The sequence below is a fragment of the Fusibacter sp. A1 genome, assembly GCF_004125825.1.
In the GTDB taxonomy this organism is placed as follows: domain Bacteria; phylum Bacillota; class Clostridia; order Peptostreptococcales; family Acidaminobacteraceae; genus QQWI01.
Map to the genome: position 1 here is coordinate 53,541 of NZ_QQWI01000013.1, position 17,215 is coordinate 70,755.

The 17,215-nt window shown below is 45.8% G+C and carries 13 protein-coding genes; 3 read left to right on the plus strand and 10 right to left on the minus strand.

Annotated elements, in window-relative coordinates; translation table 11 throughout:
• Positions 1-62: 62 nt before the first annotated feature.
• From DWB64_RS16405 to DWB64_RS16415, 3 genes are all read right to left on the minus strand, one after another.
• Positions 63-1,796 (minus strand): ABC transporter substrate-binding protein, encoded by a 1,734-nt coding sequence (locus DWB64_RS16405; RefSeq protein WP_129489327.1) that lies wholly within the window; start codon positions 1,794-1,796, stop codon positions 63-65.
• Between the two features lie 283 nt (positions 1,797-2,079).
• Entirely contained in the window at positions 2,080-3,825 is a 1,746-nt protein-coding gene (locus DWB64_RS16410) for an ABC transporter substrate-binding protein (protein ID WP_129489328.1), read from the minus strand.
• A 390-nt stretch (positions 3,826-4,215) separates the two neighbouring features.
• Positions 4,216-5,931: an ABC transporter substrate-binding protein gene (locus DWB64_RS16415; RefSeq protein WP_129489329.1), complete on the minus strand. Its 1,716-nt coding sequence runs from the start codon at positions 5,929-5,931 to the stop codon at positions 4,216-4,218.
• 605 nt (positions 5,932-6,536) lie between these two features.
• Here DWB64_RS16415 and DWB64_RS16420 point away from each other — a divergent pair.
• Positions 6,537-8,480, plus strand: a complete 1,944-nt coding sequence (locus DWB64_RS16420) for an endonuclease MutS2 (protein ID WP_129489330.1) — start codon at positions 6,537-6,539, stop codon at positions 8,478-8,480.
• Positions 8,481-8,579: 99 nt separating this feature from the next.
• Here DWB64_RS16420 and DWB64_RS16425 read toward each other — a convergent pair whose 3' ends face one another.
• From DWB64_RS16425 to DWB64_RS16440, 4 genes are all read right to left on the minus strand, one after another.
• Positions 8,580-9,437 (minus strand): aldose 1-epimerase family protein, encoded by an 858-nt coding sequence (locus DWB64_RS16425; protein ID WP_129489331.1) that lies wholly within the window; start codon positions 9,435-9,437, stop codon positions 8,580-8,582.
• A gap of 17 nt (positions 9,438-9,454) precedes the next feature.
• On the minus strand, positions 9,455-10,159 hold the full coding sequence (gene deoD, locus DWB64_RS16430) for a purine-nucleoside phosphorylase (protein WP_129489332.1): 705 nt from the start codon (positions 10,157-10,159) through the stop codon (positions 9,455-9,457).
• 85 nt (positions 10,160-10,244) lie between these two features.
• Positions 10,245-11,294, minus strand: coding sequence for an A/G-specific adenine glycosylase (mutY, locus tag DWB64_RS16435; RefSeq protein ID WP_129489333.1), 1,050 nt, complete (start codon positions 11,292-11,294; stop codon positions 10,245-10,247).
• Positions 11,295-11,306: 12 nt separating this feature from the next.
• Complete coding sequence (locus DWB64_RS16440) at positions 11,307-11,798, minus strand: DUF1836 domain-containing protein (protein ID WP_129489334.1); 492 nt, start codon at positions 11,796-11,798, stop codon at positions 11,307-11,309.
• Positions 11,799-11,910: 112 nt separating this feature from the next.
• On the opposite strand from DWB64_RS16440, the gene DWB64_RS16445 reads away from it, so the two are divergent.
• Together DWB64_RS16445 and DWB64_RS16450 are read left to right on the plus strand one after the other, a co-directional pair.
• Positions 11,911-12,552: a hemolysin III family protein gene (locus tag DWB64_RS16445; RefSeq protein WP_129489335.1), complete on the plus strand. Its 642-nt coding sequence runs from the start codon at positions 11,911-11,913 to the stop codon at positions 12,550-12,552.
• Between the two features lie 135 nt (positions 12,553-12,687).
• Complete coding sequence (locus tag DWB64_RS16450; RefSeq protein WP_129489336.1) at positions 12,688-13,683, plus strand: hypothetical protein; 996 nt, start codon at positions 12,688-12,690, stop codon at positions 13,681-13,683.
• On the opposite strand, the gene DWB64_RS16455 is transcribed toward DWB64_RS16450, so the two are convergent.
• The 3 genes from DWB64_RS16455 to typA form a co-directional block, all read right to left on the minus strand.
• Positions 13,675-14,355, minus strand: a complete 681-nt coding sequence (locus tag DWB64_RS16455) for a YjjG family noncanonical pyrimidine nucleotidase (protein ID WP_164980462.1) — start codon at positions 14,353-14,355, stop codon at positions 13,675-13,677. The genes DWB64_RS16450 and DWB64_RS16455 overlap by 9 nt on opposite strands.
• A 3-nt stretch (positions 14,356-14,358) precedes the next feature.
• Complete coding sequence (locus DWB64_RS16460; protein WP_164980463.1) at positions 14,359-15,216, minus strand: DegV family protein; 858 nt, start codon at positions 15,214-15,216, stop codon at positions 14,359-14,361.
• A 115-nt stretch (positions 15,217-15,331) separates the two neighbouring features.
• Positions 15,332-17,149, minus strand: coding sequence for a translational GTPase TypA (typA, locus tag DWB64_RS16465; protein ID WP_129489339.1), 1,818 nt, complete (start codon positions 17,147-17,149; stop codon positions 15,332-15,334).
• Positions 17,150-17,215 lie beyond the last annotated feature (66 nt).

Here is a 17,215-nt window from a genome sequence, read left to right on the forward strand (position 1 = left end):
GAGTGATGAATCAAAAAAAACCACCCGTTTACACGAGTGGTTTTGACTAGCTTGATTGATTGTTATTCTGCCATACCTTCGTTGTTGATGTTGAAGATCAGGTAGTAAAGTGAAGTACCGTTTGTCACTACGAAGTGTGGGTGATCGATGTATTGCTCAACGAACTCACCCGAAAGACCGCAACGGTCAACTTCGCCGGTTTCATAAAGGTTTACGCCAGCTGCAACGTCCTTGATGATTCTGAAAGTGATATCGTCGACTTTAACATCAGCAGCACCGTAATATGCCGGGTTTTTAGACATCGCATAGCCGTAACCCAGATCCCATTGAGATAGAACGAAAGCGCCGTTGTAAAGCGTAGTTTCGATAGAAGTACCGAATGCATCGCCTTGTTCAGTGACAAATGCTTCGTTTACAGGGTAGAAGTTACAGAATGTCATAAGTTTTAAGAAGAATGGTACAGGTAGTTCAAGTGTTACTTGTAACGTTCTGTCGTCAAGTGCCACAACACCAAGCTCAGATGTCGGCATTTCGCCAGCCATTACCGCAGCATAGTTTTTAAGTTGAGCGGTTTCCACCATGAATTGGTATTGAGAACCAGTTGCTGGGTCTGCAAGTCTTCTCCATGAGTAAACGAAATCGTCAGCTGTAACTTTTTCGCCGTTTGACCAAACTGAATCGTCTCTTAAGTTGAATGTGTAGACAAGACCGTCGTCAGACATTGTCCAGTCAGAAGCCACACCTGGTTCAACTACGTCGTTTTCACCAAGCATCACAAGACCTTCAAGTACGTTTGCCATCATTTCGAATGATACAGAGTTAGTCGCTTTGTTTGTGTCCATTGATGGGATATCAGAAGAAGCAAGCAGTCTGATGACTTTTTTGCCGTCTGTATCAAGCGTAGTTTCTGCATATTTGTAAGTGAAGTCGCCACCGAATGCGTGTCTAACGATACCTGTCACGTGTGGAGCTCTAAGTCCAGAACCGCCACGTTGGAATAAAGGTACTACAACAGCATCTTCTTCAACAAGAATTCTTTCTGTTTCTTGTAGTAGAGTCCAGCGAGCTGCAAGATCAGAAGTCAAGTCGCCAGTTTTTGTTCTAGCGATATTGTCGTCGTAAGTCTCGCTTGTGTAACCTGCTGTGTTATGACCGCCACCTGAAACAAACATGTCAAGGAAAGTCATCGGGTCTGGATAGTCAGGACCCCAACCGGCATATTCAAATTCGAATTGACCTTGGTCGGCAAGTTCCAGCTTATTTTTGAAAGGCTGTTGGTTAAGAGTAACTGTCAAGCCTTCAAGTGTTTCTTGCATTTGACCTTGAATGAATTCAGAGATCTTTTTAGAGCTGTCTCCGTCATAAGTCAAGAACTCGATTGTAACTTTGTCAAATCCAAGTTCTTCTTTAGCCGCTGCCCAGTATGCCTTAGAAGCTTCCTTATCAAAAGCCAACCATCCATCTGGATATACTTCTCTAAAGTCTTCACCGTTCTCATCTGTAGCAAGACCTTTTGGTACGAAGAAGTTAACTGGTTGCGAACCGTTACCTAGGATACTTTCTGTGATATACGTTTTGTCGAATGAAGTAGCAAGTGCTTTACGAGCATTTACGTTTTTCATAAGCTCTTTTGCAGTAATCTCTACAGGATCTGCCTTCTTCTGATCGTCAGTAGCTACTTGCTCTTGATCGTCTGTACCTGCGACATCCGTGTTTTCTTCTGTGGTAGTTTTACCACATGCCGCTAACGCGAACACCATCACAAATACTAACAGTAGTGCCATTAGTTTTTTCATTGTTAAAATCCTCCCTAAATTTTCTTGTGGACCTCTTGACCACTCTCGTATTATAGCGAAAGCTTTTTAGGATTTAGTATCATTATTGTTACTTTTTGTAAAAAACACCGCATGATCACTACCGCCAGCACTCTGGTTTTCAAAAGCGATTATCTGCATTTGACTTAGCTAGGCACTGGAACAGCTCGTCCAGCATAAATAACGGTTTATTCTTATGTTACCTTACAAAATTGTAAACATTTGTTTTATAAAAGGATGCACTGAGTGCATCCTCTTCTTTTGCCTATTCCTCATCCATTCCATCATTGTTGATGTTGAAAATCAGGTAAAACAGGCTTACATCGCTGTCGACAACAAAGTGGGGATGGTCGATATACTGCTCGACAAACTCTCCCGAGAGCCCGGCCCTATCGACTTCGCCGGTATCATAAAGATTGACTCCGGCCGCGGTATCCTTGATGATTCTGTAAGTCACACCATCGATATTTACATCTTGCGCGCTGTGGTAGCTGTCATTCTTCACAAATCCGTAACCGTATCCGATTTCCCAATCGTTCAATTGGAAGGGACCGTTGTATAAGGTGGTTTCCACCGATGTTCCAAAAGCGTCTCCCACTTCTGTCACAAATGCTTCGCTGACAGGGTAAAAGTTAGGGAAAGTCATCAGCTTGATAAAGAAAGGTACTGGAATTTCAAGCGTGGCCTGGAGCGTATAGTCATCAAGCGCGACTACGCCAAGCTCTGTTACAGGAAGCTCACCCTTCATCACAGCCGCGTAGTTCTTAAGTTGAGCGGTTTCTATCATCGACTGGTATTGTGATGCGGTAGCCGGATCTGCAAGTCTTCTCCACGAGTAGACAAAATCGTTTGCAGTGACTTTATCGCCATTCGACCATAGTGAATCTTCGCGCAGCTTGAAGGTGTATACCAGTCCGTCTTCCGATATTTCATAACTTGTAGCGACACCGAGCTCTGGAACGTCGTTTTCACCGAGCATCACTAGGCCTTCAAGTACGTTGGCCATGACTTCAAACGACACGGCATCCGTCGCTTTGTTCGTATCCATCGTTGGTATGTCCGAAGTATCCAGTAGTCTGATAATCTTCTTACCGTCCGACTCAAGTGTGGTTTGGGCGTATTTGTAGCTGAAGTCGCCACCAAAGGCATGGCTGATCACACCAGTCACATGAGGAGCCTGAAGACTTGAAGTCCCTCTTTGGAAGATAGGTACGACGACCGCATCCTCTTCCACTAAAATCCGTTCGGCCTCTTGAAGCGTTTCCCAACGTTCAGCAGGCTTGCCCGCAAGATCGCCGACCTTGCTACTGAGGACGTAGTCGTCAAATACTTGACTGCTATAGCCCGCTGTATTGTGGCCTGATCCTGTCAGGAAAAGATCCAAAAATGTCATGGGATCTGGATAGTCGGGTCCCCAACCCGCGTATTCGAACTCAAACTCACCGGCATCGGACAGCTCCAGCTTGTTCTTAAAAGGTTGCTGGTTAAGAACTACAGACAGACCTTCAAGGTTTTCATTGAGTTGTCCTTGTATGAATTCAGATATTTTTTTTGACATTTCGGTATCATAGGTGAGGAATTCAATTTCGACCTGATCGAATCCAAGCTCGTCTTTTGCGGTCTGCCAATAAGCCGCCGCCAGATCCGGATCATGCTTTAGGAACCCATCGGGATACTTCGCCCTAAAATCGACCCCGTCCTCATCTGTGGCTAGGCTTTTCGGTACAAAATAATCGGCCGCAGTTGAACCGTTGTTAAGAATCACATCAGCGATATAGGTCTTGTCAAAAGCAAGGGCGATCGCTTTTCGCGCGTTCACGTTTTTCATCAGTTCCTTCGCTGTGATCGTTTTGACCTGTTTTACATCATCCTCGTCACCGGCATCCTTACCGTCATCGCCGATCACTACAGGTGTTTCATTCCCTGCATCTGAACTTGGGTTTTGGCATGCCGTCAGCGTGAGTGCCATCAGCATGACTACCGCTAGAAAAACCGCCGTCAATTTTTTCATTTCGCATCCTCCTTAAAATCCTCTTATGTAGCAACAATAGGGAGGCACTACGACGCCATCACGCATCGTTTGTGCCTATTGAAGAAAGGCTTTGGTATGCCCTCCTTCAATGTAACTACATACTATCAGAATTTTCTGAAAATACAGTTTCAGCTTTGTCACCCTTATTGAATAATTGTAACAATTAGGCTCCTATCAGCTTTAAGAGTGTCTTTGAGAGAACAACGTCAAAATTATTTTAAAGGCTCAACCTTATGTAAATGGCTTTTTACAAAAGTTTACAAGTCTTGTAACTGTTTTTGACAAATTGTAATATTTATAAAAGTTACAGGGCTGTCACTCAAAAATAAAAAAAAGCCATTCGCATATGCGAATGGCTTGGTTTATTGCTTATTCAGCTTTACCTTCGTTACCGATGTTGAAAATCAGGTAGAACATAGTTGTATCGCTAGTGTTCACAAAGTGTGGGTGATCGATGAACTGTTCAACGAACTCTCCAGAAAGACCGCAACGGTCCACTTCGCCTGTTTCAAATAGGTTTACGCCAGCAGCGGCATCTTTGATTTGACGGAAAGTAACGCCATCAACTTTTACAGCATCTGCATTCCAGTAAGTTGGGTTTTTAGCAAATGAGTAACCGTAACCTAGTTCCCATGACTCAAGTACAAATGCGCCATTGTAAAGTGTTGACTCGATAGAAGTACCGAATGCCTCACCTTGCTCTGTAGCAAATGCTTCGTTTACTGGGTAGAAGTTAGGGAATGTAACTAGTTTTAAGAAGAACGGAACCGGAAGCTCAAGTTGTACTTCTAATGTGTTGGCATCTAAAGCTACAACACCAAGCTCAGTTGTTGGAAGTTCTCCAGCAATTACAGCTTTGTAGTTTTTGATTTGTGCAGTTTCGATCATGAAGTTGTATTGTGAAGCAGTTGCAGGATCTGCAAGTCTTCTCCATGAGTACACGAAGTCTTCAGCAGTTACAGGTTGACCGTTAGACCAAACCGCGCCTTCTCTTAAGTTGAACGTGTAAACAAGACCATCTTCAGAAACAGTCCAGTCTTTAGCAACACCAGCTTCAACAGTATCGTTTTCGCCAAGCATTACAAGACCTTCAAGCACGTTGCCCATTACTTCAAATGAAACCGAGTTAGTAGCTTTGTTTGTATCCATTGTTGGGATATCAGAGCTTGAAAGTAATCTGATTACTTTTTTACCGTCTGTCTCAAGTGTAGTTTCAGCAGTTTTGTAAGTGTAATCTCCACCGAATGCGTGTGGTACGATTCCAGTTACATATGGTTGACGAAGTGCAGCGCCACCTTTTTGGTAAAGAGGAACAAGAACTGTATCTTCTTCTAAAAGAATTCTTTCAGCTTCTTGTAGAGCTTCCCAACGAGCAGCTAAGTCAGAAGTCAAATCGCCAGTTTTTGTTCTTGAAATGATTTCATCGTATGCAGCGCTTGAGTAACCAGCAGAGTTGTGGCCACCACCTGTAACCCACATGTCAAGGAAAGTCATTGCATCTGGATAGTCAGGACCCCAGCCAGCGAATTCAAGTTCGAATTTACCTTCGTCAGCTAGAACAAGTTTGTTTTTGAATGGTTGTTGGTTAAGTACAACTGTCAAACCTTCAAGGTTTGTTTGTAATTGACCTTGTACGAATTCAGAGATCTTTTTTGAACTCTCAGAATCGAATGTAAGGAACTCGATTGAAGCGTCAGTGAAACCAAGTTCTTCTTTAGCAAGAGCCCAGTGTTCTTTCGCTTTTTCGATATCCATTTTGTTAAAGCCTTCTGGATATGCAGCTCTAAAGTCGTCGCCAGCTTCATTAGTAGCTAAACCGACTGGTACGAAGTAATCCGCAGCAACTGAACCGTTACCAAGGATAACATCTGTAACATACGTTTTGTCGAACGCCATAGCGATCGCTTTACGTGCGTTAACGTTTTTCATAAGTTCTTTAGCTGAGATTTCAACTTTTTCAGCTGGTGTAGTAGCTTCTGTTGTAGTTTCGCCTTCAGTGCCTGTAGCTGCTTCTTCTTTAGCGCCACATGCAGTCATAGCGAATACCATGACAAAAACTAATAAAAGTGCCATTAATTTTTTCATCAATAAAATCCTCCTAGATTAATTGTCTGTGGCCATCACACCACAAGATTGATTATACGGATTCTTCAGATAATTGTTGTTAACATAAAGCAATACGAATTACATAAAAGCATTAATTTACCCCTGTCAAGCATATTCCCTTGTAACAAATGCAAAAGAGAAGACTTTGTAAAATACGCTCGAGTCGCCAATTATGCGAGTTTATGAAATATACCTGAATTATCAGAACTATTTCGCGTGCTAAAAATTTGTTAACAATTTAACCGGTGACAACGTTGTCATTTATCTGGTGCACAGGACAATCGATCCGGTATTCTAATTCTTGCAATTTTTTTTACAGCGTGATACACTAAATTATCAAATGAAAAAGAAATCGAGAGGTATTTTTGTGAGTGTAGTGATTTTAAACTAGGAACTTCATATCGTTTTACGTGCATGTAGTCTTTTTTTGTTGTACGTAAAATTCCTGTTTAGAACACAATCGCTTGCTAAGATAATGTAGCCGTGGGTGCGTCCGCGGTATTTTTATACCTTTTTTTGGCATATGTTACTTTAGAGTAGATCGTGATCGGTCTACTCTTTTATTTTTTGAATGGAGGATTACCATGTACCATACCGATAAACTGTCATTAAACGAAATACTAAACGAAATTTCTGAACTGGCTCTTACGCCCCAGGCGCAATCGGCTATCAGAAACCTTACACCCAAACAGGACCTGCACTGGATAGACGACCATATGAGGCAAACCCTCGAAATGAAGGCCATCCTGCATCAGACGGGTTCCATACCGCTTAACTCACTAAGCTCATTCAATCGGGCTTACGACGACCTGGTGAAACAGGCGGTGCTGAGCGCCCCTCAGATTGATGCGATCGGAGACTTCTTGGAAGATGTCCACCGCCTATCTGTCTTTATGTCGACAAAAGCGGATGTCGCACCTACGATTTCCGAGTACGCCTCGTCGCTGAACAACCTGCCCGAGCTAAGGGGCAAAATTAGGGAAACGGTCTACAAGGAGCTTGTCCTCGACAGCGCAAGTGGAAAGCTGGCTAAAATACGCAAGCAGATGCGGGCGACAGAAGATAAGATCAAGACTAAGCTGAACCAGATCATCAGCCAGGCGGATAGTCAATCGCTCCTTATGGACAGCCTGATCGCCATGAGGGATGGAAGATATGTGATCCCTGTAAAGTCCCAGCATAAGTCTAAGGTTTCCGGCCGCCCGCTCGATTTTTCTAAAAGCGGGTCCACAACCTTCATCGAACCCGAAGCCGTCAAGCAGCTAAGCGACAAGCTTAACGAATACAAGATAGAAGAAGAAAATGAGATTTATAAGATTCTTAGCGCCTTATCCGAAGAGATCGCAGGGTCCGAACGCACGCTTTCAGTCAATCGTGAAGGCATCATCCATTACGACGGCCTATCGGCGAAAGCAAAATATGCGATCCGCATAAACGCATCCTTTGTCAAGGTAACCGATGACTTGTGCATCGACCTTATTGACGCAAGACATCCCCAACTGGGCAAAGACGCGGTACCTCTGAACCTTTCACTTGGAAAAGACCACAAGGGCATCGTCATCACCGGTCCTAACACAGGAGGGAAAACCGTCGTGCTAAAGACGGTGGGTCTGCTGTCGCTGATGGCCATGTGCGGTCTGCTCATTCCAGCAGACAAAAACACGCGACTCTCTGTGTTCGACCATATCCTTGCAGACATCGGGGATGGTCAGAGCATCACACAGAACCTGTCGACCTTTTCCTCGCACATCAAAAACATCAACACCATCATCGAGGTGGCAAACAGCGGGTCCCTGGTGCTGCTAGACGAGGTGGGTTCGGGCACCGAACCCAATGAAGGAGCGGGAATCGCCGTGGCCATACTCGAGCTCCTGTTCGAAAAACGCTCGACCATCATGGCGACCACCCACTATAGCCAGCTCAAAGCCTTTGCAAAGGATACATCCGGCTTCATCAACGGATCCATGCTCTTTGATTCTCAGAGTCTCAATCCGCTTTATCAGATACAGCTCGGAGAAGCGGGCAAGAGCCACGCGCTCTTAATCGCTCTAAAGCTGGGTATGAACCCCCTACTACTAGACAGGGCGCACAGGATCACCTACGACCAGCCTTTCGATCAAAAGGCCTACAGCGACATGGCGCATTTGAAGGACACGAAGGAGACCCCACAAAGTCAGGCAAAACAAGCAAAGCCCGACAAACCCGCAGATAAAGTAAGGAAAAAGGCGGCGAGAACCCTTTTGTTTTCAGCAGGTGATTCCGTTTACATTCCATTTATGAAAACCAGCGGCATCGTTCTTGGCGATCCCAACAAAAAAGGGGAATACCCCGTAGAGATCAAGGGCAAGCGCTTCAGCCTATCCCACAAGCGCCTGACTCCCTTTATCGAGCAGAAGGATTTATACCCAGAAGACTACGACCTCGACATCGTGACAAAATCGTGGGAAGAAAGAAAAACCGAAAAGAAACTAAGCAAAGGAAAAAAAGGAGCCGTCGTCATCCACCGCGACAACCAAAAAATCAAATAACCCCACAAAAAAAGAAGCCAAACCCAGGCTTCTTCTTTTTCATACCACTCATTATTTTCTTATCTCAATCTTCAATCACTAATCACTAATCATCAACCATCAATGAAACTTCACATCATACCCACAAACAAACACTTCCTGTGGATTAAGCCTGTTGTTCATGTCCTTATCCACAAATTGCTGATTGCTATCAACATAATCGGCGATTCCCCACCATGGTTCGATGCAGACAAAGTCACCCTTGTCCGACCATACTCCAAGCTTTGGAACGCCTACAAGCGACATCGACACCTGTCTGTCGGCCTTATGGTCGACAAGCGTGACATAGCTTGATTTCAAGTGGCTGAAAATCAGCGCGTCCTCATCAAAGGTGGATGGCGAGATACGGATCGAATCGACACCGCTTGCAAGAGGCTTGAACTCTCTCTTGATAAGTCCAACCTGCATGTCGATCAGTTCTGAGTTGAGGACTTCCTCTTCTTCAAAACAGAGCTCGCACTGTCCAGACTGAAGGTTCATGTTAAAACCGGGATGCCCCCCTATCGAGAAGTACAGCTTAGCATCGCCCATGTTGAAGACACGGTAGCTCACAGCGACAACCCGGTCTTTTAGGACGTACTCGATCTGAAGTTTAAAGGCATAAGGATACATCCTGAGTGTCTCCTCATCCGAAGTCACTTCGAACAGGACCCTTTCGTCTTCTTGCTCGACAATATGAAAGACCATGTCCCTGGCAAAACCGTGCTGGCCGATATTGTACGCGACATCGTCCACATACATGGTTTTCTCCTTAAGCGAGCCTACGATAGGAAAAAGTACAGGAGCGGTTCTTCCCCAATGCCCAGGGGCCGTCTGCCACATGTATTCATGCGGTTTGTTGATATCCATCACAGATTTCAGCTCCGCACCCTTTGCCGCGATCTCCACGGATAAAAAGTCATTCTTCAACTTGATCATGACGCCTCCTAAAATAATTAAGCCAGTGCCAGTGCGATATCCATCATTTCTGTAAAGGTCTCTTGTCTTTCTTCAGGAGTTGTTTCAAGCCCCTTGAAGATATGGTCTGATACGGTGATGATCGCAAGCGCCTTAACGCCATGTTTAGCTGCAGTCGTATAAAGCTCGGCCGTTTCCATTTCTACAGCGATCAGACCGTAGTCCGCAAGACGCTTAAGGTCTGTGCCACCATCGTCATAAAACAGGTCGCTTGTCAGAACGCTTCCCACTTTGATAGGGTAGTTCTTCTCTGTCCCTATCTGGAAGGCCTTGTTAAGGAGTTCAAAATTGGCTGTTGGAGCGTAGTCCATGTTCGGGAACCTGCGCTTGTTAATGCCGGATGTCGTCGAAGCGCTCATCGCAAGAACGATATCCCTTAAGTTGACATCGTCTTTGATCGAACCGCAGCTGCCGATTCTGATCAGCTGTTTTGCTCCGTATTCCGTAATCAGCTCGTTGATGTAGATCGATATGGAAGGCATACCCATACCAGTTCCTTGAACGGATACGCGTTTGCCCTTGTATGTACCTGTATAGCCGAGCATGCCTCTGACCGTGTTATAACATACCGCATCTTCTAAAAAATTGTCCGCGATGAATTTTGCTCTTAAGGGATCACCAGGCAAGAGTACCGTTTCAGCGATTTCTCCTGCTTTAGCCATGATGTGTAGATGTTTACTCATTTTTGTTCATCCTTTCTATGTCTTTCATTTAATGAAAGTAGTTGAATTAAATCCGCAATTGACTATTACCCCCATACAGGACAACTCATTCATGTCTTATCAGCTGAATGACTCTTTTCATGGCTGTCGAAATCGCAAGCGTGTCCATTTCGTCCACACTAACCCAAGTCATTTTGGGCTCATCGACATAAAAATAAGCGTCGGCCTTATAATGCACAACCGTCATCTGCCATATCTGATGCGAAAACACATGCTTTACGGTGCCGATTTCAAGTCCGCCTTGCAGGCTATAGTCAAAGTTTTCAGAAACGATATCCGATTCGTTCGACTCGCCCTCGTCACCTTCACCCACCTGATGGGGAAAAGCCCAGAATCCGCCGATCAGACCATCCGGTGCTTTCTGGTACATGAGGTATCTCCCCTCGAACTCGACAAGTGCGACCCTTACATCCTTTAGGACCGCTTTTGCTTTTTTTGTTTTCACCGGGTATTCCAGTATATCACCAACTCGATAAGCACTGCAATAGGTCCTTATGGGACACTCCTCGCACTTGGGGTTCTTAGGTGTGCAGATCATCGCCCCAAGTTCCATGATGGCCTGATTGAAAGCCCTCATGTCATCGGGGAGTATCTTTAAAAGCCGTCCCTCGAACACGTCTTTGGTCTTGGCCCTTGCGATGTCGTCTTTCAGACGGTCAAGTCTGGAGACCACTCTAAAAACGTTCCCGTCGACAGCAGGTTCCTTGATGTTGAAGGCGATTCCAAGTATCGCCCCGGCTGTGTAGGATCCGATCCCCGGCAGTTTTAAAAGCTCGTTCTTGCTGTCTGGAAACTTACTTCCGTACTCGCTTACAACCATCCTCGCACAGGGAATAAGCCTTTTGGCCCTCGAGTAGTAGCCGAGTCCCTCCCATAGCTTCAAGACATCGTCAAGGTCCGCATCCGCCAAGTCCCGCACGGTAGGGTAGGCTTTTAGAAACCTTGTGTAGTAAGGGATGACCGTATCGACCTTCGTCTGCTGCAGCATGACTTCTGAGAGCCAGATTGCATAGGGGTCGTCCGTTTCTCTCCAAGGCAGTATCCTGTGGTGCTTGTGGTACCAGTCGACAAGATCCGTCGACATCTCATTTGTCATCTCTTTAACCTCTTACAATTTGTCTATCAGGTGCTCCATCAGCCTTTTGTTCATGTCCGCTTCCACGGCAAGCTGAAGGATGGCCTTATGGATACTGTCCTCATCTTCAAAATCGAAATTCTCGTACTTCTCACTCAGATTCCTGCCGATCTCCTTTTCAATCATCAGAAATTCCTCGTATAGCATCTCGAGTCCTTCTTCTTTTTGCTCTCCCAGCACAGCCTCTATGTCCTTTACCTGCAGCACCGACTTCAGCCGGTAGAGCATGGTGAGCGCCATCATGTGCGACCGTGTGTACTTCTTTTTTACAGGCGCCTGAAGGAGTCCGGCCTTTACATAGTTGTTGATCATGGTTTTTGTGATACAGGGTTCGTTTTCACTTCGTTTGAGGTTTTCAAGCGAGGCATCCAGATACGAAAGCACCTGATCCATGTAAAGCGGAATCTCGGGTATCCTTTCGGCTGACCTACTGCTGTGACTGAGAAGTTCATGTATTTTTGCCATGTCATGCCTCCATGTGGTATTAAATACTATATAAACTAGTTTACATGTTTACAAAGGATTTGAAAAGTGTTATTCTTTATATAGTATCAGATACTATATAAGGAGGTATTACATGTCACGACTAAGAGAACCATTCAATTCGCTATCACATCTGATTGGGGCAGTACTTTCCGCAATCGTCCTTTTGTTCTTTATCATCCGGGGGGCGCTTATCGGCAATGCCCTGTTTATCATAGGAGCCACCATCTTCGGCGTATCGCTGATTGCCCTTTATACCATGAGCGGTCTCTATCACGGACTGGTTGTTTCGGCTCAAAAGATCGCACTTATGAGAAAACTCGACCATACCATGATCTATGTGCTGATCGCAGGGTCCTACACGCCGGTATGCCTTTTGGCGCTGGACGGCCTATGGCGCATCCTTTTCCTTTCAAGCATCTGGGCTATCGCCATCTTGGGCATCACAGCCAAATGGTTGTGGTTTAACATGCCCCGTAAGATCTACACCATGCTCTATGTGATCATGGGTTGGCTGGCGCTTGTAGCCATATGGCCGCTTTACCAGAACCTTTCCACCCTGGCGTTTTCCATGCTTGTCACAGGAGGCATCTTCTATACCGTAGGCGCTGTCATTTATGCCGCGAAGCCCAAGTGGGTAAGCACCACGCACATAGGATTTCACGAATGGTTCCATATACTGATCTTGGCGGGAAGCACCTCGCATGTGATCATGGTGACGAGCTTGTTATCCTAAACACAGCACCACAACCTCACCATACGCTTGTATGGTTTTTTTTCGTTTGTACGACGTTCATTTAGGTATATATGGACTAAGAGTTAAAAGACCCTTATGTCATAGGGCCTAGGAGAGTCGACCTGGAGGAATAGCATGGCAAAAAAAACCTTAAAGCAGTCCATCACGCTTTCAAAAGAAGCAACTTACCTGAATACCCGTTCCTTTATCGTAAAATCGGGACTGGCCATGTTGTTCGCCTTTTGGCTCGGCGCTAAGATCCCCATCGCCAATAAGGACATGATCTCATTTCTATTCGGACTCATGATGAGTCTCGAGCCCATCAGCATCACAGGCTTTAGAAGAGGACTCGATCAGTTTAGGGCGACCGTCATCGGAGGCGTCCTTACGGCAGTCATCATCGCAGTCGTCGGAATCAACCCCTTGGGGCTTGCGATCTCGATGTCCGCAATCCTCTATTTTACATTGTCCCATAACTGGAGAGAGGTTTCGGTCGTGGCGCTATTCACCGGCATCTACATGACGCAGTTTGTGCAGACCACAACTCTTGGCGATCCCGATATCCTGATGACGATGATCGTCAGAATCACAGCGCTCACATCAGGCATCCTCTTTGCCATGGTATTCAACATCCTCACTTCGTTCGTGCTTAGCCCAAAGCTACCAGCAAACAGGATCGGTTTTTTAAAATACCGCTACCACAAGCATGTTAGAAGCCTGCTAGAAAAATTGACCACCCAGGACCACCTCGATGACAGCGACTACCTGAGCCTCGCCAACTTGTTCAACGATATCGACTGGACGCTCACGCTGCTGACCGACCTACTCAAGGATCCGATGCTCAAGTGGGGCCGCATAAGAAAGGATTCCGTCGAAACCGCGATCCTACAGGCCAAGACTTTGAGAAGCATGAGCCATTACCTCTACGATCTTGAAATCTACTTGCGCACCTACGACTTCGATCATTCAGGCGACGACAAGAAGACGGTCATCGAAATTCTGACCTGCGTCAACCATGCGGTGACAGGCGGCAATACATCCTACTGTGAAAAGGAAAATGCGCTGAATGTGTTTACCCAGCGCATACGTGACGATCTTATCAAATTGTTGGACCTTTCAAACTCACTCTAACAGTTCAAGAAGTTCCTGATAGCTGCAAGCCGTATAGGTCGAAGCATAAGGGGCTTCTTTTTTATGGTGAAAATTCATGTGGCACGTGTCTATCAAGGAGTCTAGTCCGCCTTTTATGTCAGATGACATGGAGTCACCGATCACGAGACACTCCTCTTTTTTAGCCCCGATGCCCTTAAGCACGATATCGAAAAACTCGACTGCCGGTTTTGACACGCCTATTTCTTCGGAGATGAAGAGTTTCTTAAAATAAGGCTTAAGTCCGGAAGCTTCAAGTCTTGGTTTCTGCACGTGAACGATCCCGTTGGTGATCACTGCCAGCCTGTACTTCTTTGACAGCTTTTCGACCAGTTCCAGGGCACCTTCAAATAGCTGACTTCCTTCAGACAAGGCATCTAGGTAGGCGTAACCGATCGTTTTCGGATCGCCATCCATTCCATAGTGGGTGAGCCAGTCTTCAAACCGCTTGTATTTGATGGTTTCGGATTCGATTTCCCCCTGCTCGAGCATCTTCCAAAGTTTACGGTTGATGTCTTTATAAACCGCAACCATCTCTTCTGTCACATCGTCTGTGACGGTTTTAAAGATCTTCTCAAGCGCAAGTCTTTCGGCGGTGTCCGTATCGAGCAGGGTATGGTCAAGGTCGAACAGCAGCCACTCATATCTTTTCATCATCTACCTCAACTCGTTCTGCGTCTCATACACCACGCCGATAGCTCCCGGTCCCACGTGGGTTCCGATAACAGGTCCTATCTCAGTGACGGTGTCGATGCTCACAACGTCCTCTAAAAGCTCTTTTAAAAGGCTGACCCCTTCTTCATTTTGAATGTGGTGTATGTAGGCATGCTTGATTCCATACTCCTTGGCATCCGCGATTAAAAACTCCGCGATAGACTTAATCGCTTTTTTCTTAGTGCGCACCTTGGTCACAGAATCCGTCTTGCCTTCATCCACAGTCAGTATCGGTTTGATGTTTAGAAGTGTTCCAAGGAGGGCTGACGCCTTGCCTACCCGTCCGCCTTTTTCTAAAAACTCGAGCGTCTCCAGCGTAAAAAGAAAACGGGTTCTCTTCTTTGTCGCCTCGATCGCGTCGATGATCTCCAGCCTGTCCTTGCCTGAAAGGATCGCATCATTTGCCGCCATGGCGGCAAGTCCTAGCTGCATGCAGTTCGACTCAGAGTCGACCACTTCGATAAACTGTCCCGGGTACGACTCCATAAGCTCTGTTGCCACCATCTTGGCCGTCTGATAGGTACCGCTCATCTCTGCTGACAGGGTCACAAAAAAGATGTCATAGCCCTGATCGAGCGCTTTTCTAAACTCATCCTCTATCATCTGGATGTTCGGCTGAGACGATGTAGGTAGCTTTTGAACCCTTGCAAGCTTTTCATAAAAATAGGTGTAATCCGCTTCCGTTTCAAGTATGGACTCGTCTTCAAAATTGACGCTAAGACTCAATATTCCTATGTTGTTTTCCTTTATATACTGCTTGGGTAGATAGGATGTGCTATCTACGAACAATCTAATCGCCATCGCTTGACCTCGCTTTATGTTCATTAATTCATTATGCCGCTCAAACCTATTACTTGTCGCTCTTTCTATTATGCCATATAAAAAAGCCGTCTCATAGCGAGACGGCTTAAGTTTATTATTCTTGGTTCATTGTTTTCATCGCACGGACACGGTCTTGGAACAAGAGGTGTTTCTTTCTAAGACGGATCGTGTCAGGAGTGATTTCAACCAGCTCGTCGCTTTCGATAAACTCCAGCGCTTCCTCAAGTGAGAAGGTCTTTGGAGCAATCAGCTTCACAGCGTCATCCGAACCGGAAGCACGTGTGTTGGTAAGCTTTTTGTTTTTTGTAGGGTTGACGACCATATCGTCAGAACGTGAATTTCTACCGATGATCATACCTTCGTAAACATCCACAGCAGGACCCACGAACATTTGCGCGCGGTCGCTTAGGTTGAACAGCGAGTAAGCCATCGTAGAACCCTTGCACTGAGAAATCAACACGCCGTTCTGACGGCCTGGGATCAAACCTACATGCGGCTTGAAGCTGTCTACAGAACGTACCATGATGCCCTCGCCGCGCGTTTCGTTGATGAACTCCGAACGGTATCCGAGAAGACCACGTGTTGGAACAAGGAACTCGACACGGGTATATCCGTTTTCTGCGTGCATCGTCTCCATCATGCCCTTACGTTTGTTAAGGCTTGCGATGACGGTACCTGCGTACTCGTCTGGAGCGTCGACGATCACTCTCTCGAATGGCTCGTGCTTGACGCCGTCGATGTCTTTTATCAGTACTTCAGGTTTTGAAACAGCAAGCTCGTAACCTTCACGACGCATGCTTTCAAGAAGTACAGAAAGGTGGAGCTCACCTCTACCCGATACTTTGAAACCTTCTTTAGAAGGAAGTTCTTCAACCCTTAGACCCACATTGGTCTCAAGCTCTCTTTCAAGACGCGCGTTCAAGTGACGCGATGTCAAGAACTTACCGCTCAATCCGCAGAATGGCGAGTCGTTTACTAAAAAGTTCATGGATAGGGTCGGCTCTTCGATAACGATTAGCGGCAGTGGTTCAATCTTGCCTTCCACACCGATCGTCTCGCCGATCGAGATGTCAGACATTCCCGAAATAACGACTATGTCGCCAGAATACGCTTCTTGCGAGTCCACCCTGTTTAAACCTTCATTTACAAATAGCTTTGCGATTTTCGCTTTTTTAAGCGTGCCGTCAGTTTTGGAAACAACTACCTGCTGGCCTGCTTTTACAACACCCTTATAGATTCTTCCGACTCCAAGTCGACCGATGTAGTCGTCATAGTCAAGTGAAGAGATCTGGATCTGAAGCGGCTCGGAATCAAGGTCCGGATACGCTTGGACATGCTCAGTGATCAGGTCGAACAGCGGCTCAAGGTTATCGCTCTCATCTTCAATTTCTCTTTTTGCGATACCTTCACGTGCGATACCGTAAACGATAGGGAAGTCAAGCTGCTCTTCAGTAGCTCCAAGATCTGCGAACAGATCGAAGGTAAGGTCTACTACTTCTTCGGCACGTTGGTCCTTCTTATCGATCTTGTTGATCATAAGAATCGGTTTTAATCCTTGCTCAAGCGCCTTTTTAAGTACAAAACGCGTTTGTGGCATTGGACCTTCACTAGAATCTACAAGTAAAATCGCAGTATCTACAGTTTTGATGATACGCTCAACTTCTGAAGAGAAGTCGGCATGGCCTGGAGTATCTACAATGTTGATTTTATAATCGTTATGTCTGATAGCACAGTTTTTTGCATATATCGTGATTCCACGTTCTCTTTCAAGATCGTTGGAGTCCATTACACACTCTACAACTTCCTCGTTGGCTCTAAATACGCCGGATTGAGCTAGTAATGCATCTACAAGGGTAGATTTACCCGCATCTACGTGGGCGATTACTGCTACATTGATAATTTTATTTTTCATAAAACGCTCTCTTTCTACAAACGTTAATCCGTTCATGCGGCCCAGGAATTTTCTGAGCCTAATCTA